Origin of the sequence: Pantoea sp. M_10, from assembly GCF_008631515.1 — a bacterium.
In the GTDB taxonomy this organism is placed as follows: domain Bacteria; phylum Pseudomonadota; class Gammaproteobacteria; order Enterobacterales; family Enterobacteriaceae; genus Pantoea; species Pantoea anthophila.
Map to the genome: position 1 here is coordinate 277,490 of NZ_VWUL01000003.1, position 17,788 is coordinate 295,277.

The 17,788-nt window shown below is 55.0% G+C and carries 16 protein-coding genes and 1 tRNA gene; 12 read left to right on the forward strand and 5 right to left on the reverse strand.

Annotated elements, in window-relative coordinates:
* Positions 1 to 22: 22 nt before the first annotated feature.
* From F3I47_RS11105 to F3I47_RS11115, 3 genes are all read right to left on the reverse strand, one after another.
* Positions 23 to 691 (reverse strand): MarC family NAAT transporter, encoded by a 669-nt coding sequence (locus tag F3I47_RS11105; protein WP_140923198.1) that lies wholly within the window; start codon positions 689 to 691, stop codon positions 23 to 25.
* Between the two features lie 15 nt (positions 692 to 706).
* Positions 707 to 1,342 (reverse strand): hypothetical protein, encoded by a 636-nt coding sequence (locus tag F3I47_RS11110; RefSeq protein ID WP_009092332.1) that lies wholly within the window; start codon positions 1,340 to 1,342, stop codon positions 707 to 709.
* Between the two features lie 131 nt (positions 1,343 to 1,473).
* On the reverse strand, positions 1,474 to 1,983 hold the full coding sequence (locus tag F3I47_RS11115) for a DUF2501 domain-containing protein (RefSeq protein WP_009092330.1): 510 nt from the start codon (positions 1,981 to 1,983) through the stop codon (positions 1,474 to 1,476).
* A 392-nt stretch (positions 1,984 to 2,375) separates the two neighbouring features.
* Here F3I47_RS11115 and F3I47_RS11120 point away from each other — a divergent pair, with 392 nt between their 5' ends.
* From F3I47_RS11120 to F3I47_RS11130, 3 genes are all read left to right on the forward strand, one after another.
* A complete protein-coding gene (locus F3I47_RS11120) occupies positions 2,376 to 2,918 on the forward strand; it encodes a YsnF/AvaK domain-containing protein (RefSeq protein WP_223813778.1) in 543 nt (180 codons plus the stop codon).
* Positions 2,919 to 2,934: 16 nt separating this feature from the next.
* The gene (locus tag F3I47_RS11125) at positions 2,935 to 3,933 is read left to right on the forward strand and encodes a YsnF/AvaK domain-containing protein (RefSeq protein ID WP_150028693.1); all 999 of its coding nucleotides are present in this window, start codon (positions 2,935 to 2,937) and stop codon (positions 3,931 to 3,933) included.
* 401 nt (positions 3,934 to 4,334) lie between these two features.
* Complete coding sequence (locus tag F3I47_RS11130; RefSeq protein WP_150028692.1) at positions 4,335 to 4,775, forward strand: hypothetical protein; 441 nt, start codon at positions 4,335 to 4,337, stop codon at positions 4,773 to 4,775.
* 134 nt (positions 4,776 to 4,909) lie between these two features.
* On the opposite strand, the gene rtcR is transcribed toward F3I47_RS11130, so the two are convergent.
* Positions 4,910 to 6,490 carry an RNA repair transcriptional activator RtcR gene (rtcR, locus tag F3I47_RS11135; protein ID WP_150028691.1) on the reverse strand — a complete coding sequence of 527 codons (1,581 nt, stop codon included), beginning with the start codon at positions 6,488 to 6,490 and terminating at the stop codon, positions 4,910 to 4,912.
* Between the two features lie 183 nt (positions 6,491 to 6,673).
* Here rtcR and F3I47_RS11140 point away from each other — a divergent pair, with 183 nt between their 5' ends.
* From F3I47_RS11140 to F3I47_RS11180, 9 genes are all read left to right on the forward strand, one after another.
* A complete protein-coding gene (locus F3I47_RS11140) occupies positions 6,674 to 7,897 on the forward strand; it encodes an RtcB family protein (protein ID WP_150028690.1) in 1,224 nt (407 codons plus the stop codon).
* A 4-nt stretch (positions 7,898 to 7,901) separates the two neighbouring features.
* Positions 7,902 to 8,699, forward strand: coding sequence for a nucleotidyltransferase domain-containing protein (locus F3I47_RS11145; RefSeq protein ID WP_150028689.1), 798 nt, complete (start codon positions 7,902 to 7,904; stop codon positions 8,697 to 8,699).
* A 22-nt stretch (positions 8,700 to 8,721) separates the two neighbouring features.
* Positions 8,722 to 10,320: a hypothetical protein gene (locus F3I47_RS11150; protein ID WP_150028688.1), complete on the forward strand. Its 1,599-nt coding sequence runs from the start codon at positions 8,722 to 8,724 to the stop codon at positions 10,318 to 10,320.
* Between the two features lie 185 nt (positions 10,321 to 10,505).
* Positions 10,506 to 10,967 (forward strand): hypothetical protein, encoded by a 462-nt coding sequence (locus F3I47_RS11155; RefSeq protein ID WP_150028687.1) that lies wholly within the window; start codon positions 10,506 to 10,508, stop codon positions 10,965 to 10,967.
* A 41-nt stretch (positions 10,968 to 11,008) separates the two neighbouring features.
* Positions 11,009 to 11,383, forward strand: a complete 375-nt coding sequence (locus F3I47_RS11160) for a hypothetical protein (protein WP_150041133.1) — start codon at positions 11,009 to 11,011, stop codon at positions 11,381 to 11,383.
* A 115-nt stretch (positions 11,384 to 11,498) separates the two neighbouring features.
* Positions 11,499 to 12,527: a DUF1176 domain-containing protein gene (locus F3I47_RS11165; protein WP_150028686.1), complete on the forward strand. Its 1,029-nt coding sequence runs from the start codon at positions 11,499 to 11,501 to the stop codon at positions 12,525 to 12,527.
* Positions 12,528 to 12,538: 11 nt separating this feature from the next.
* Complete coding sequence (locus F3I47_RS11170) at positions 12,539 to 13,570, forward strand: DUF1176 domain-containing protein (protein WP_150028780.1); 1,032 nt, start codon at positions 12,539 to 12,541, stop codon at positions 13,568 to 13,570.
* A gap of 208 nt (positions 13,571 to 13,778) precedes the next feature.
* Positions 13,779 to 13,863, forward strand: a tRNA-Leu gene (locus F3I47_RS11175).
* A gap of 164 nt (positions 13,864 to 14,027) precedes the next feature.
* Positions 14,028 to 15,287, forward strand: a complete 1,260-nt coding sequence (locus tag F3I47_RS11180) for an integrase arm-type DNA-binding domain-containing protein (RefSeq protein WP_150042066.1) — start codon at positions 14,028 to 14,030, stop codon at positions 15,285 to 15,287.
* Positions 15,288 to 15,460: 173 nt separating this feature from the next.
* Here the strand turns inward: F3I47_RS11180 and F3I47_RS11185 are convergent, their stop codons facing one another.
* Positions 15,461 to 17,776, reverse strand: coding sequence for a primase-helicase zinc-binding domain-containing protein (locus F3I47_RS11185; RefSeq protein ID WP_150028684.1), 2,316 nt, complete (start codon positions 17,774 to 17,776; stop codon positions 15,461 to 15,463).
* Between the last annotated feature and the right edge of the window lie 12 nt (positions 17,777 to 17,788).

A 17,788-nucleotide genomic window follows, 5' to 3' on the forward strand; every position in this document is an offset into this window, starting at 1 on the left:
TCAGGAGAGGGGAACGCCCGGATCAGTGGAAGGTGCGCGCCACTTCCAGCACGCCGTTAATCACAAACTGCACGCCCATGCAGACCAGCAAAAATCCCATCAGGCGCGAGATCGCCTCAATGCCGCTCTTGCCGACCAGCTTCATGATCGCTCCGGAGCTGCGCAGCGAGACCCACAAAATCACACTCACCAGCAGGAAGGTCAGCACCGGCGCGACGCTCAGCACCCAGGCGGGAAAATCGACGCCGCTTTTCACCGTCGAGGCGGAAGAGATGATCATCGCAATGGTTCCCGGCCCGGCCGTGCTCGGCATCGCCAGCGGTACAAAGGCGATGTTCACCGGCTCTTTGGCCTCGTCCAGCTCATCCAGTTTCTGCTTTGCTTCCACCGAATGGCTGGCAGGCTTCGCCGGAAAGAGCATCCGGAAACCGATAAAGGCGACAATGAGTCCACCCGCAATACGCAGGCCGGGAATCGAGATGCCAAAGGTGTTCAGCACCGCATTGCCCGCGTACCACGCCACCAGCATGATGGCGAACACGTAGAGAGACGCCTGGCGCGCCTGACGGTTGCGCTCCTGGAAGTTCATGTCACCCGCCAGCCCTAAAAACAGCGCCACGGTGGTGAGCGGATTCGCCAGCGGCAGCAGCACGACCAGCCCCAGGCTTACCGCTTTGATCAGCTCCAGCATGTCAGATCCCCCTGATTAATGTTTCGGGCGCTCCAGCGCTTCCAGCAACTCGGGGAAGAAGTCCTGCAGGATTTCAGGCGTCATCAGTTCGGGATACTGCATCAGGTGTTCGCGGATGCGCTCGTTGACTTCCGGCAGCAGTCGCTGGGCCGCGGCGCTGGCGGTGATTTTATGCTTCTTCATGGCGCGCAGCAGATCGCCCGGCAGGGCGTCTTCGTCGTCGCCGTCATCGACCATCTCCAGCGCGTCCAGCTCGTCGAACATCTCCATCAGCGCTTCGGTCTGCGGCGTGCGTGACTCATATTCGCGCGGATGCTCCTCTTCAAGGAAGCGCAGCATGGCGCGCATCGGCGTGCCATCAGGGGACGAAGGGGGTTCGGCTGCGAACCAGCTCAGCAGCTGGTGCATGGTGACCTGGTGAACGCGATAGCCGCTGTCGACCAGCTCATCGGCCAGCAGTTCGGCGGTTTCGTTTTCTATCAGACAGATATGCGTGCGGTTGGGTTCGTACTGATCCAGCCACTGATAGATCTCTTCAATCACGCCATCGTCATACTCGAATTTTTTGCTGAGATAGCTGCCGTCCTGCTGGTGGACGCAGGCCTGGATCTGATCGGGGTCGAAGTAAAGTGCGATGTTGATGCCTTTCATGCGTGCTGTCCTGTAGAAACCAAAACAACACTATAGCGCTCAACCCCAGGTTAAGGGAATGTCAGGCATCACAGCACGGGGGAGTTTCCCGCTCCCCGCTGAACCGCGAGGAGAGGGAGGCAGAGAGGGGATCAGGAGATAAAGTTTTTACCCTGCTTCAGGACCACGTCGCAGGCTTTGGTTTTGAGTTTCTCACCCATTGGCGAGTTGCTCAGGCTCTGCAGATTAAGCTGCTGACCGTTACCGGTGTTCAGCAGGCCTGCCAGGCCCTGGGTGTAGTCTGTCTGCTGCTGTTGCGCGGCGGGCGTGGTCAGGCCCAGCTTGCTCAGCACCTGATCTTTCACCGACTGCACATTGTTTTTCACCACGTTGTGCTCGACACAGTACTGCATCACGCCGGCCGCGTTCGTCATGCTACTGGCGCTGACCGCTTTGTCGCCGCCGCCCAGCATGCTGGTAATGGAGGAGAGCGACAGCCCGCCATTCTGCTGCGTAGTGCTGGTGGTATTACCGCTGTTCTGCTGGCTGAGCTGCGACGCTGCACTGCTCAGCTGATCCTGCCAGCTTGCTGCTGATGCACTGCCTGCGACCAGAAGCGCGGCCAGTCCCCATCCCCACACACTGCGTTGTGCCTGTTTCATCTCAACCTCGGTATCTGCGTATTCAGTTTTGCTAAGAGAGGCAAAGGCACAGAAAGTTCCTGAACTTTTTTATTTAATTTTACTTTAAGACTCTTCTGTAATCATGGCGCTGAATAATGGAATAAAGCGCGGCCTGGGTTATTTCCCGGCGCAGCCTGATGGCTGTGTAAATAAAGATCTGGTGCTGAAACATTATTTAATATTCTCGCCCGTTATGGCAGGAATATTCCTGGTTACCGCTAATTTTTGCGGCCTTTTTATCGGCATAATTCCTGACGCCACATACCGAAATGTAACTATTTACCAGTGAAATCAGTTCTTTTCAGGTTTATGTTTTTACAGGTTTTTATATTTTTAGCGCAGCGGTAAAAAAAGAGTTTTTATTTGGCTTGATGTTAATTGAGGGGGCTGAATATAAATTTCATTCGCCGGAGATTTTATTATTTTGGCTTGCGAAATCAGCGAGAGTGTTCATGCTTAATCACTGTGTCAGGCAGTTGTGGCAGATATTTAATCTTAACGGGAGAATCAATATGGCTGGGCAGCCAGAACACAATAACTCTGCAGAGGTCGCGCTTAAACTCGCTGAAGAGAAAATAGCCCTGACGAAGCAAAAGATTGTGGATGGACATGTCCGGGTTACCCGTTCCACAACCGAGCATGACGAGGTCATCAGTACACTGCTTAACCGGGATAAGGTTGAGGTTGAGCATGTAGCAAAAGCACAACCCGTAGAGACGATGCCCGAGATCAGGGAAGAAAACGGTGTACTGATTGTCCCGGTAGTTGAAGAAGAAATCCAAATCGTCAGAAAACTGGTGCTTAAAGAGGAAATCCACATCCGAAAAGTGCAGGAACACGTTCCTTTTCAGGAAGTGGTGACCCGACGGGAGCAGCAGGTGAACGTTGAGAGAGATGACGATCAAACCCGCTAACAGAGAGGAACCTATCATGGCACAGGAAAAAATCGTAACACTGTTCGATTCTGCAAATCAGGCAGAGGCCGCGAAAAGAAATCTCGTGAAAGCAGGCTTTTCCGATCGGGACATCAGTCTTATCAGTGGAGAGCGTTTAGAGCAGGAAGGGCAGTCAGTCCGCCATCCGAGCCTCTGGCAGCGCCTTTTTGGCCATACCGTCGATAAAGATCAGGCGGATGTCTATACCCGGGCGATGGATAAAGGCGGCGTGGTTCTGACGCTGCGCACCGAAGAGGAGAAGCTGGCACGCGCTATGACGATTCTCCATTCGCATGACTCGGTGGATGTCCCGTCACGTATGCAGAGCACCCTGGATAACGGCACAACCGCGCCGGGCGTTAACCCGACGGCGGGTAAGCAGTTTGCCGGTGAGACCAACGACCGTCAGGTAGAGCCGCGACGCACCTCGCTGACCGGTGATGAGAGCGAAGCCGACATTCTGCGTCTGGCCGAAGAGCAGATTGAAGTGGGTAAACGTCTGGTCAGCGAAGGCTCGACCCGTGTACGCCGCTATACGGTGACCGATACCGTCTCTGAAGAGATTTCGCTGCATGAGCAGCACGCTGACATCTTCCGCCGCTCGGTGAATGAACCCGCGCTGGCCGGAGAGGTGGACTGGTCCGAGAAAACCGTCGAAGTGGCGGAGACCCATGAGCAGCCGGTGATCAACAAAACGGCCCATGTGAAAGAAGAAGTGGTGGTGCGAACCGATGGCAGTGACCGCACCGAGACCATCAATGACACGGTGCGTCGTCAGGAAGTGGATATCGACCATGCCCGTGGCGGTCTGGATAGCGAACTGCCGGGTTCGGCGGCACGAGGCAAACCGGCAACCGCAGGCACGGCCTCACCCGGCGTGCAGAACCGCGACCACAAAGAGAGCCTGACGGAGAAGGTGAGCGAGAAAGCCAGCGAAGTGAAGGATAAGGTTGAAAACAAGCTGCATCATCGTGATTACGACCATTCGCACTGAGGCGCCAACCCTGACAACAGGCGCTGAGGGCAATGCCCGATGCTGAGCATGCACGAAAAAGCCAACCGCAAGGTTGGCTTTTTTGTGGGGGTAGGGATAGCGTCTTTTAATAAGAGAAATCAACAGGACCAGTGCAGGTTTTGATAACAGCGTCGTCCCGTGAAGGGTTTTGTATAGTCATCGGATAACATAAAAACATGCTTATCCTGAAAAAAATAAAGAAAAAATAAGAGGATAAGGCTTCGCAGGCCACGTTGTCTGAATATGGATCATTCCCTGGCTTTAAGCAGCAATTCCTTACAGGCTATACATTCGCCTGGCGTCAATTTTCAAAAGATATTACCATCAGCCCGCTACCAGACGGCCACGTAAGGCATGAAAATTCTGAGGATTGTTGACGCATGGATAATCGAGCGGCTATTCGGGAAAAAATACTTACCAATAACTTCACGCGAAAAGATTATTCGGTCTTTAAACGAAATATGAAGACCGTAAAAAAGTTGTATCACCCGGATCTGACGGCGCATATAGATATGCCCGAAGCCATTACTCAAATGGCAGAAGACACCAGCAAAATCAGAGGGATTATTCCCGTCTATGTTGTGCTGTTTTTAATGCTGTTCCTGGGTCATGATAAAGTCGGGGCATTAATTTATATTGGTGTTATGACGGCAGTGATGATGATCGTGTTATGGACTAATGCTTCTCAGCGTAGCCTGCCGATCAGCACAGACCTGCGTCTGATGAAGCTGGCTTTTCGGATGCGTAAAATTCTCAAAGTACGTGCCCGAGAGGAAAAAGCCAGGATCAAAGCGGAAAAGAAGCGAAAAAGAGCAAAATAACTGCACCAGGCGAGGAGCCTGACAAATCTCTTACTGTTAACCCCGATGTTCGCAGCGTTGAGTCCTGGCGCGATCCTGAAATGAACAACCCGCGTTTTCAATGCCGGATGAGTATGCGAAGGCTGGCAGGCGCGTTATCCTTTGATGTCTTCCCACTTCAGCTCAAACCGTGCCAGATACTTACGCAGACGATCGGCATCATTGGGCTGTTTTTTTTCCTGTCGGGATACGGCAAACAGGCGTCGGCCGGCTTCGGAAAGCGAATCTGCCGCGCGGCAGACGCTGAGTACTGTCTGTAGCTGGCATTCGTCAAACAGATCGTACTGCGCTGAAGAGGGGGCGGGCTGAACAGCCAGTCGGGCCTGTGAGCACCAGTTGGTACGCAGTCGGGCGATCTCTTCTTCTGCCAGCGCCAGCGAAATGCGGCCCTGGTCCGCAAGGGTCGCCATACGTGTCACGGAAGCGCTCAGCTCACGGAAATTGCCTCGCCAGCAGGCTTCTGCCGAGCAGGCAAAGCGCAGAAAGTGGCTTCTTGCGTCTTTATCAAATCTTACCTGCGTTTGCTGCTCCCGGCTGTAACGCGCCAGCTCAAAATCCAGGTTGGGTTCAATATCTTCGCGGCGCTCGGCGAGACCCGGCAGTTGAAACGTCCACATGTTGATGCGGGCAAACAGATCTTCACGAAAGCGGCCTTCGGCTATCCACTGCTGCATGTCCCGATGCGTACCGGCGACCAGCTGGAAATCACTGCTCACTTCTTTATCCGAGCCATAAGGGAAAAAACGTTTTTCCTCTATGGCATGCAGTAGCATCGCTTGCTCATCCAGACCCAGCTCGGCGATCTCATCCAGAAACAGCATGCCGCCATCGGCTTCCCGCAACAGGCCGCCGCGTGCCTGCTGTGCACCCGTAAAAGCCCCTTTAACGTGGCCGAAAAGCGTGGACATCGCATTGTCGCCACGCAGAGTGGCGCAGTTCACCGCCACAAATTTACCCGCCAGCCGGTGGCGGGCATGGCGCAGTTGATAGATGCGTTCAGCAAGGAAAGATTTGCCGGCGCCCGTTGGGCCGGTCAGTAATATCGGTGCGCTGGAGCGCAGTGCAACACGTTCAATCTGCGCAATCAGGCTGTTAAACGTAGGGTTTCGCGTCTCGATGCCAGATTTTAAAAACGAGGTAGAGTGCTGCTGTTCACGCTGAAAACGGCTGGTCAGCGTGGCGTATCGGTTCAGATCGAGATCGATAATGGAGTAGTGACCGAGGGCGGTTGGCCTCTCTGACCCTTTGCTGGCTGGGGAGGTCTGTAAAAGGCGTGCGGGCAGATAGCGGGCTTCGGTGAGTAAAAACCAGCAGATTTGTGCCACGTGGGTGCCTGTCGTGATATGCACCAGGTACTCTTCGGCGTCGGTATTAAAAGGATAGCGGCTGACAAAGTCGAGGAAGCTGCCGTACACCTCTTCGAAATCCCAGGGATCTTCCAGCTTAATGCTGTGCAGCACCACTTCGGTTGCAGGTGATGACTGGGTGATATCTTCCACTACCCGCTGTGCCATATTGATGTCATCAGGCTGACAAATCAGTTCCAGCCGGTCAACCCGAAGATCCTCCTGCTGACAAAGCGCAACGGTAGGCCTCCATTTGCTCCAGCGATTTTCCCGCTTGCCCCGTCTATCCAGCACGGTGCCCAGTACGCCAATCACAACATTCGCTTTCATGCCTATCCCATAAGATAAATAACTTATCCGTAAAGATAAGTTTCATCACGGGTTAAGACAATGCGCAGGTCTGTTTTTTTATTAAAACAATTAAAAATCATGTACATAAATTTTATTTTGTCGCGTTCCGGCTTTCTGGCACGGCATTAGCAATAGGTTATCCACAGCAATGAGGAGAACGAAATGAAAAATAGCTATCAGACCCTCCAGCAGGAAAAGGGCGTGCCGATAAAATTGTGGACCCATGGCGTTCCGGTTGAACCAGAAGCGCGCGAACAGCTGCTTAGTACGGCAAAAATGCCGTTTATTTTTCGCCATCTGGCGGTGATGCCGGACGTGCATCTGGGTAAAGGATCGACCATCGGCAGCGTGATTCCGACCAAAGGCGCAATTATCCCAGCGGCGGTCGGCGTGGATATTGGCTGCGGCATGATTGCGGTGCGCACCTCGCTGATGGCCAGCGATCTGCCAGACAATCTGTCGGGTGTGCGCAGCGCCATTGAACAGGCGGTGCCGCACGGTCGCACTAATACCCGATCCCGTCGCGATAAGGGCGCCTGGCAAGACCCGCCTCAGGAGGTGGATCGCCACTGGGCCGAACTGGCGCCGCGCTTTAATACGCTAACGCAAAAGCATCCCGCGCTATTTAAAACCAACAATTATCAGCATCTGGGCACACTGGGAACGGGCAATCACTTTATTGAAGTCTGCCTGGATGAATGCCAGCAGGTGTGGGTGATGCTGCACAGCGGATCGCGCGGGGTAGGGAATGCCATCGGTAACCTGTTTATCGCACTGGCGCAAAAGGATATGCAGCGCCATATCGCTAATCTGCCGGATCGTAACCTCGCTTATTTTGAGGAGGGCAGCAGGCATTTTAACGACTATGTGGAAGCGGTGAGCTGGGCGCAGGATTTCGCCCGTCATAACCGCGAGGCCATGATGGAGCGTGTGCTGGCGGCGATGTCACGTGTCATCAGTAAGCCTTTCAGTACGCACCTGGAAGCAGTGAACTGCCACCACAACTATGTTGAGCGGGAAACGCATTTTGGCGAGTCGGTGCTGGTAACGCGTAAGGGCGCGGTTTCAGCGCAAAAAGGGCAGATGGGGATTATTCCCGGTTCTATGGGTGCGAAGAGCTTTATCGTGCGTGGCCTGGGTAACGAAGAGAGCTTCTGCTCATGTAGTCACGGCGCGGGGCGAACCATGAGCCGTACGGCGGCGAAAGCCCGGTTTACCGTGGAAGATCAGCGACGCGCTACGGCGCACGTAGAGTGCCGAAAAGATAAAGAGGTCATCGACGAAATCCCGATGGCTTATAAAGACATTGATGCTGTCATGGCCGCCCAGTCTTCGCTGGTGGAAGTGGTGCATACCTTGTCACAGGTTGTTTGCGTAAAAGGATAAAAAAATGAGAACAGGATTGCATGGCGTGAATAGCGCAATGCGCGAACGCGTATGTGGCGTGCTGCGCCAGATAGAAGAAGAGCATTCGGTCAAAGTACTCTATGCCTGTGAGTCAGGCAGTCGCGGCTGGGGCTTTGCCTCACCAGACAGCGATTACGATGTGCGTTTTCTCTATGTCCATAAACCAGAGTGGTATCTGCGTATTGAGCCGCCGCGCGACGTTATTGAGCTACCGATAGACGATACGCTCGACGTCTGTGGCTGGGAGTGGCGAAAAGCGCTGGGCCTGTTAAAGCGAGCCAACCCTACACTGATCGAATGGCTGGATTCGCCTGTGGTCTATCAGCAGGAAGCGGCTATCGTCGCTGATTTGCGGGAAAGAATACCGCTCTGGTTTTCACCATTACGAGCGCGCTGGCACTATCTCTCCATGGCGAAAAAGAACTTTTGGGGATATCTGCAGGGCGACAGCGTGCGGCTGAAAAAGTACTTCTACGTTTTGCGCCCACTGCTGGCGGTGCAGTGGATAGAGGCCGGAAAAGGTGTGCCGCCTATGCGTTTTGAAGATCTGCTGGCAGGGACGGTAACGGATCCCTCACTGCTAGCCGAAATCGAACAGCTGCTTGCGCGCAAGCAGCGTGCAGGCGAAGCGGAATATGGTGAGCGTATGGATCGCATCCATGCTTTCATCCACCAGTGCCTGGATGAAGGGCGCATCAGTGAAACGCTGCCGGATAGCGAGCGGCGCGACTGCAGCGATCTTGATGCGTTGCTGATGAGAACCGTGCTGAGCATGGCGTAACGGACTAATAAGGGAATAGAAAATGAAAGAGTGGATCGCCAATATCTTCCGTCATCCAGACGAACAGCGTTTTCCGATCGTCTGGTCATCCGATCAGCGCGCTATTTATGATTTTCTGGCGCAGTGGTCAGACGAAACCAGCGTGTTGCCTTACACCGCACAGATGCTGCCTGACGAGCCTGCATGGCAGGAAGTTGAAGAAACAGTTCGCTGGTCGCCCGGCGCGTTAGATGGGGTTTTTAGTCATCATATGGCGAACGACGGTGACCAGGAAAAAGCCGCTCAGGTGACGCAGGCGATCATCCGCGTGCTCCGGCGCAGCAGCAGTAAAAATATGCAGGCGTTTTATCAGCTGGTAAAGCAGGATACACCGCTGGGCTTTATCGATGATCTGTTGAAAATGATAGGGAGTTCTCAGGCGATTGATGCTCGCCGCCTGCGGGCGCTGGTGCTGTTTCTGGTAACGCAGGCACCTGACCGCCATGTGGTGAAATTAGCGATGGCGTTGCTGGCGTTTTTCCCGTATCAGCAAAGCGTCAACATTCTGCAGACGTTAGGCTGCCATGATGAATTCACCCTTTATGCCGTGGTGGCAATGCGGGCTATCCTGCCGCCGGAGGAGTTCGCACTGGTGTGGCTGGCGCTGGCGAAGCGCACTGCTGGCTGGGGACGTATCCATTTGATCGAGCGGTTGCCAGAAACGCTGGATCAGACCATTCGTCAGTGGCTGTTAAGGGAAGGCTATAAAAATGACGTGATGGTGGAATATACCGCCCTGCACTGTGCCGAATATGGCCTGCTGCACGAAGCTCTGCAAGGCGAGGTCGATGCGGAGTTGCTAAAGGGAGCCGCTGAAATCCTGCTCGGGATGATCCACGGTGAGCCTGGTCCAGGTATCAGTCACTATGCTTTTGCCGCGCAGGCCTGCGAGCGTTACCTCGCGCATATCGTGCCTGGCGCTGCAGCCGACCTGCTGCATTATAAGGTTGCAGGAGAAATCGGCAGGCTGCTGGATAAAGATTCGTTTGCCAGCGAGGCGGAAACAGAGCGGCTGGGCACGCTGTGCGCGCAGATCCGTGCCTTACCCGAGTGGCCCGCGCTGATTGAAGCAGGGCTGCATGACGATGACGGCATGATTTTTCATATAGCACTTGAGCTTTACAGAGAGAAGGGCGGGGATCCATGGCCCGCGATTTATCAGCGGCACCGTGAAAAGCCGGAAAACGGCCTCTGGTATCAGCTGATGCAGACCGATAATCCGGATTATATTGCGCAGGTTATCGCGCTGGCGGAAAGCGAGCTGGATCTGGACGCCATCGGCTCCGGACCGCAGAAGTTTCCGGGAATGGGGCCGCGGTATCAGCAGCATTCGGCGCTCAATTTTGTCCTGCAGGATTTAAACCGTTTTCCCGGACAGGGCTGGATACTAATCCGGACAGGCTTAAAAAGCCCGGTGACGCGCAACCGCCATATGGCGCTGAATGCGCTGGCAGCCTGGCCGCAGGATTTACTGCCAGCAGACGCTGTTGTAATAGTGGCAGAGGCTAAGAGCAGGGAGCCGGAAAAGGAGCTTCAGGATAGGCTGGCACAGTTACTGGGGCAACTGGTGGAAAAGTATTAACGTCTGATTTGCCGCTTATGAAAGTTGTCTGAAGTAGGGCCAGCGCTTGCCGATGCAGACGGCAGGCTCGCCTCTGCCGTTGCTGGAAAAGGCGCTGCTCGCTGCTCAGGGCGGTAAAAACGGATAACGGCGTCATATCTTCCTGGATATAATCAGGAACTATCCGCGCAGTCCGGAATGTTTAAATGCATCAGATTATTTCGTTTATTATTTCACTGCTGTCGTTAGCGTTCTTCATTTTGCTCATCTGGTCTTCATTCAGGCCTTTGCCCCAAAAAAAAGGGCCCCCTCCTTCTCCAGGAGAGATGAAAAAGATATCGGCTAATACGCCGATATTGAAAAAATTGGGCATGAATACGGAAGATTATTACTATGACAGCGACTTCCTGTATCAGCAGCGTGAAGGCGAAACACTCTGCAAAGTGCCACTGGAAAATATTATCAGGATAAAAGTCAGCGGAACTGAAGTCAGTAATCGCAGAGTATGGCTGGTGCGTTACGTCACCGGAACATATAGCACCGAAAGGGAGTTCAGAGTCCTGAACAACTACACCCTTTTTAATCGGGATTTTGCCGGTTTTCTTGCCGCCGTGAGAGAGGCTAATCCAGCAGCCGAGGTACAGGAAATGACGTTTGGGCGACTGTGAAATGAGAGGATAGCGCAGTGCGCATATACAGGAGCAGCGATATGGAACCTGCATTAGCAGACGTTATTGCTTTTATTCGCGACTTTTCAAAGTATAAACGGGGAATTCTCGATGAAAATAGCTGGCTGGAAGAGGACCTGGGTATTACCGGTGATGATGGAGTTGAATTGCTGGAGGAAGCGCAGAACGTTTTTGGCGTGCGCTTTTGTGCAGGAAAAGAGGATTTTCGTCAGGTGTTTTCCCTGAAAGAAAACGAATATCTTTTCCATAGTGAAGGCTTCGACTTTTTGGGGATCGCTTACCTTTGCAGGCGACTACGCGGCATTCCCGAGCCTGTCATCCGCGATCTCTCCATCGGCCAGTTGCACCGTGCGCTGGTTGAAGCGCATAACAAAAAAGAGCGGGTGACGCGATAGTCGCTAACGCTGGATCCATCAGCAGGGACGCCCTCTGCTTAGCAACAGATTGTCATTTCACTCACCTCACATTCAGGGAACAGGAAGCAGCGTGACGGTTATTCAGAAGCGGGTAATGCTAGTGGCAGCGCTTGCCACCCCGGTGATCGCCCAGGAAAGCGGCGTATCTTTTAATCACAAGGCGTGGTCAGTAGCCTGCGATAACACCTTAACCTGCCGTGTCGGCGGGCAAACCACAGAAGAGAATCTGGGCGGCGTGTTGCTGACGCGTGCAGCGGGCGCGGATACCGCCACCTCTGGCGAAATCATGCTGCCGGAGGATGATGAAAATCAGAAGCCGGTAACAACGCTTACGCTCTGGATCAACGGCCAGCGTGTGGGTGACGCGACGCAGAAAGCGCATCGCTGGTGGTTGTCAGATGCGCAGTCGCTGGCGCTGATTCAGGCTATCAAAGGCCGCGGCACAGTGGAGTTCAGAGGGGATAATGAGACCCTTCAGCTTTCCGGTGATGGCGCCTATGCAGCCCTGCTGAAAGTGGATGATGTGCAGGGTCGCATCAACACGCCGGGTGCCTGGGTGAAAAAAGGCGACAGGCCCGAAAAGAGCGTCGCGAAAGCCGTGGCTGTTCCGGTTATCCGGGCGGGACAGATCAGTCACTCCCAGCCCTCTGTTCTGACAAAAGAAGAGGCGGCAGCGCTCAGGCCGCAGCTGCTTGCCGCGTTAACCCAGGACCAGGAATGTGATTATCTGACCGCAGTCGGAGAGAAGGACGTCAACGACCATATTATCAGCGGCGATATTACCGCCACGCCACTGGATGCAACGCACACGTTGCTCTCCACCCAGTGCTGGGGCGCAGCCTATAACCAGGGTTACGGCTTCTGGGTCACCGACCCGCAACGCAAAGCGAAGCCGGTGGCCGTCACCACCGACGCTCAGACCTGGGAAAAGGGGGTAATCACCAATGTTTCGCTGGCAAGTAGTGCCGGCAGCTGCGTGTTTAAAGAAGAGTGGGTCTGGGATGGCAGGGCGTTTCGTCAAAGCCTGGTGGAAATCAACGGTGGCTGCTGGTTTCCACGTTCCCTCGGTGACAGAGTGATACCCACGCTGATATCTGACGTAAAACATGAGGGAATAAAGTGAACCGTAAACCGATGCTGTTCGTTCTGGCGATGATCTCCCTGTCTGCTCAGGCCAGCCAGAGCGGCACCACCTTTGAGCACAAAGACTGGGAAGTCGCCTGTGATAATACGCTGACCTGCCGCATTGCGGGTTATGGCAAAGAAGAGGATCCGTCCGGCTCCATCCTGCTCACCCGTGCCGCCGGACCCGGAACAGAGACGGTGGGAGAGGTGACGCTGGGCGACACCGAAGATGATAGCGAACCGGCGGAAAAGCTGACGCTGTGGATCGACGGGAAATCAGCTGGCGATCTGGTGGCGGCTGACGATAACTGGCGCATGTCGGCCAGTCAGACTTCTGCGGTCATCAGCGCCGTCAAAGGCAACGGTAAAGTCGAATTTAAAGGCGGCACAAAGCCTTTCTTGCTTTCCGGCGAAGGCGCCTATGCCGTGCTGGTGAAAGCGGACGACGTGCAGGGCCGGATCGGCACGCCAGGCGCGCTCACCAAAAAGGGCAATAAGCCGGAGAGCAGCGTGGCTAAGGCTGTGCCCGCACCGGTTATCCAGGCAGCAAAAACCGTCAGCGGCGAACCCCGTTTGCTGACCGATGCGGAAATCGGCGCGCTGAAAACCCGACTGCTTTCAACCGTCAATCGCAATGACGATGACACGTGCGACAGCCTGTACTCACCTGCTGAAAACAGCGATCCGGAAACCGACGGACTCACCCTTACGCCACTGGATGAGACACATGCCTTGCTTTCGGCGCTCTGCTGGCGAGCCGCTTACAACGAAGGCTATGGCTACTGGGTGATCGATAATCAGCTGAAAGGCCAGCCGGTGCTGGTAACCGTATCCGGATCGGATTACGACAAGGGCGAGATTACCAGCGTGCAGAAAGGCCGGGGCATCGGCGACTGCATGAACCAGGAGAGCTGGGTATGGGATGGTCAGGCTTTCCGCAAAAGCTATGACGGCGGAACCGGGATGTGCCGCTATATCCATGCGGGCGGCACCTGGGATCTGCCCACGCTGGTAGCGGATGTGAAGCCTGTTTCGGGTTAGCGCTTTGGTTACGCCAGGGAACCATGAGGGCTGGAAGAACAGCTACAGAGCGGGCGGGGGGAGTAGTCGGCGTCAGCAAGGCTGTCATCTGATGAACGTAAAATCTGAAAAGATGGTTTTTTCAGCAGTTGTACCTTAGCCTGCGGATAAGGGTTGCGGAAACAGGGGGTAACGGTATAATCCCCAACGTTTTCCGCATCCCTTCAGTGCCGAAGTGGCGAAATCGGTAGACGCAGTTGATTCAAAATCAACCATCGAAAGGTGTGCCGGTTCGAGTCCGGCCTTCGGCACCATTGAGATATACGAGAACGTCCTGGATAGTCCATAATTCCCTGAAATTAAAGCCGAAAGGCTTTTTTTTGGTCCAAGTTCGTCCGGGCACATCCGTTGACATCCAACATAGTTGGGGGTCAAGATAGGGGTCACTTCGCTTCGATAAACTTTTGACCCCCAAATCATGCCTATAACTGACGTTGCGGCCCGTACCGCAAAGCCTCGCGAAAAAGAATACAAGCTCACGGATGGTCATGGGCTATACCTTCTTATTAAACCAAGCGGATCTAAACGCTGGTATCTTAAATATCGCTTTGAAGGCAAAGAGAGCAGAGCTGCACTCGGCGCATATCCTCTGATCACGCTGGCTAAAGCGCGCGAAAAACGCGATGAAATTCGCCTTCTACTTGCTGATGGCATCAGCCCCAATGCCAAAAAAGAAGAAATTAAACAACAAGAGCAGGCTGCGCTTAACACTTTTAAGAAGGTAGCTCGCGACTGGCATGCGAGTAACAAACGCTGGTCGGATGGCCATTCAGAGAGAGTATGGCGGGATATGGAGCGCAACATACTTCCAGCCATCGGAATGCGGAACATCGCCGACTTAACGACACGTGATCTACTGCTCCCCTTACGTGAAGTAGAGCAAAGCGGTCGGTTGGATGTGGCCTCGCGTTTACAGCAGCGTGTTACGGGCATAATGCGTTATGCCGTTCAAAGCGGTCTGATTGAAAGAAATCCAGCTCAAGACCTTGCTGGAGCAATCGCAACCAGAAAAGCGACTCACCGCCCAGCTTTACCACTGGAACGCCTGCCTGAATTTCTTCAGCGTGTTGAAGCCAGCAGGGGGCGCTTACTTACCAGATTGGCCCTGAAACTCAGCCTGTATGTATTTATCCGCTCCAGTGAACTTCGGTTTGCGCGGTGGGGAGAAATTGATTTTAAAAAAGCACTCTGGACTATTCCTGCCGAGCGTGAAGCTATTGAAGGGGTCAAACACTCTCATCGAGGCTCTAAGATGCGTACCGTCCATCTTGTTCCGCTTTCGCAGCAAGCTCTGGCGCTATTGGAAGAAATCAAAGAATTGAGCGGCAATAGAGACCTTATCTTTCCAGGTGATCACCGTCCGACAAAGCCCATGAGCGAAAACACCATTAATAATGCTTTGCGAGTAATGGGTTACGACACTAAAACGGAAATATGCGGCCATGGTTTCCGGGCCATGTCGTGTAGCGCCTTAGTTGAGTCGGGGCTTTGGTCACGCGACGCGGTTGAAAGGCAAATGAGCCATCAGGAAAGAAATGGTGTGCGAGCTGCGTATATCCATAAAGCTGAGCACCTTGAAGAGCGCCGTCTTATGGTGCAATGGTGGGCAGATTATCTAGATAGCAACAGTGGATCACATGTATCCCCATATGAGTTCGCAAAGCGCTTTACAAAATAAAAAGTTTTAATGACAAGTGTTCATACTGTTCACCTTGCATTATAAGTGTTTAAAATCAGCTACTTAGGTGGTGATCGGTTGTGGGCTGCGTGTACACGGATGTTCATGTGGAGTGATCACTCTGTGCTGGGTCGTAAAAAAACCGGCCTGAGCCGGTTCGTTTGCTGTGGGGGTTATTTACTGCATGCAGGAAGCCAGTCGGCCTCACTGTCCTCATGCAGCGTGAGATTGGTCTGGACGCCGTTATTTGTCCGGCGCTTCAGCAGAATGCGCTCATACTCTTTCAGCGTCTGCGGCACTGCCTGGCCGAATGCAGTCAGGCTGAGCGGGTGCTGATGGCCGCGCGATTCCATAAACGACAGATATGCATGGTACAGATAGCGCTTCGGATTCAGCGGGCGAATATTGGCGTTACCAATAAACAACCCGTTTGGCGTGCTCAGCGGCATCAGGTATCCACAGAAATCAACCAGCGGATCGGCCTGTCTTTTGATATCCAGCGCCTCACCGGAAGTCTGCTGCGCCTGCAACAGCTCGCGCGCTTCGTTTGGTGAAGCAAAGCGCTGCATCAGGTGACGGACAATCACGGCCAGCTCGGTGCTGATTTTGTCCAGCAACTGCGGATCACGCTCTTTTGCCGGTATCACTTCCGGGAACGTCAGGATAACCCGGCGGCGCGAAACGCCGCCGCTGCGATCGCTGAAGCGCATCGGATTGTTGTTCACCGCCAGAATGACCGCCGGGATATGCGTTGAATAGGCGTCACGGTATTTCGGATCGATTGCCACCGCATCACCGCCGGTAATCGCCTTGATGCCCGCGCCGTCGCCGCTCCATTTCTCCTGGTCTGGCAGGATAATCAGAGAGAAGCCAACCACGCTGGCGCGCTCGCGTGAGGATTCCAGCGTGTCGATGGTGGCGGACGTGGTATTGTCTTTTCCTGCCAGCAGAGTGGCTATCGAGGCCATCACGCTTTTACCGCTGCCGCCGGGGCCGGTGACCTCAAGAAACATCTGCCAGTCGTAGCGGTTTGCCAGCACCATAAATAACGCCGCGAGAATGCGCTCCTGCTTGTCGTGATTATGTCCGGCGGCCCGCGTTAACCAGCGCCAGAATGCCGGGGCGTGGTCTGCAAGGTTTTCCCCCGGACGCGGCGCGGTGTAATCCACGCTGTTGACGGTGCGCAGCCAGTGCTCACGGCGGTGCGGGCTGAACGTGCCGCTGGTGGTATCAAACACGCCGTTACGGAAGCCAATCAGGCGGCGGGACGGTTCCCCCATCTGCGGCACCATCAGTTTGAGCGTGTCCAGCACGCTGCCGATACCGGCGGCCGAGAACGGGGCGCGCACCTTCTGAAACAGCGCGGCAATTTCCCGGCGCAGCGTCTTGGCCTCCATCACCTGCCATGCGCCGTTTTCATAGCGGCAGATTTCCTCCCCGACCGGCGGTACGGCCAGCGCCTGCCCGTAGTGGGCGACCAGCAGCTCCGCCTTCTGGCTGGCGCTCATGGCCTTCAGGTCGGCCTCGCTGACGGATTCAAACGGGCTGAGCGGCTGTGGCTGCGTGAAGGCGGTGAGCTGCGCCTGCGTGGCGATATCGCCCTGCGCCTGCCATACATCATTCCAGTCACCCGCCACCGGCGGCAGGGCGGCTTTCCCGCCACAGGCTTTCGCCGCTTCCTCTGCCTTTAGCTGGCCGGTGCCGTTGTCGTCACGGTCGGCGGCAATCAGCATCATCGCATCAGGATGTGAATCACGCAGCCGCTTTGCCAGCGCGGGCAGGTTGTTGGCGCTCAGCGCCACGTAAACCGCCTGCCCGGTCAGCCGGTGCACGGTCAGGCCGGTGGCGTAGCCCTCGGTGAGCCACAGCGTTTTGCCGTCCGGCTCGCCTGCCAGCCAGTACGTGCCTTTCACCTGCCCTCCGGGCAGGGTGCGCTTGTCGCCTGCGGCGCTGATGAGCTGCACGTTAACGGCCGTGCCGTCTTCACCGGTCAGTGGGATGAGCACGTCACCGGGGGCAAAGCGGATGCCACCACAGCGCAGCGCATCAGAAAGCGTCAGCGCCTGCGTACCGTGCAGCCCTTTCGATGAAAGGTAGGCGTTGTCCGTGCGGCTGACAGCGGCGGCGATAAGTGCCTGCGCCCGTGCGGCGGCCTCTGCCTGTATGCGGCTTTTGTCTGCAGTTTCATCATGCATAACCGGGGCTGAGTCCGGCAGCGTGCCGAGCATTCCGGCCACCTTAATGGCGGCCTCTTTAGCGCTGATACTGAGCGCCTTTTCCACCAGGTTAAGCCCGTCACCGGCCCCGCACTGGTTGCACAGCCACGTTCCGCGTCCGTCCTGATTGTCGAATCGGAAGCGGTCTTTACCGCCGCACACCGGGCAGGCACCGTGCCGCCCTCCGGCGTGCACGCCGATGCCCAGGGCGGGCAGAAGCTGCGGCCAGAATCCGGTGGCCGCCTTTACGGTGTCAGAGACGATATGTTTCATGTGCATGTTCTC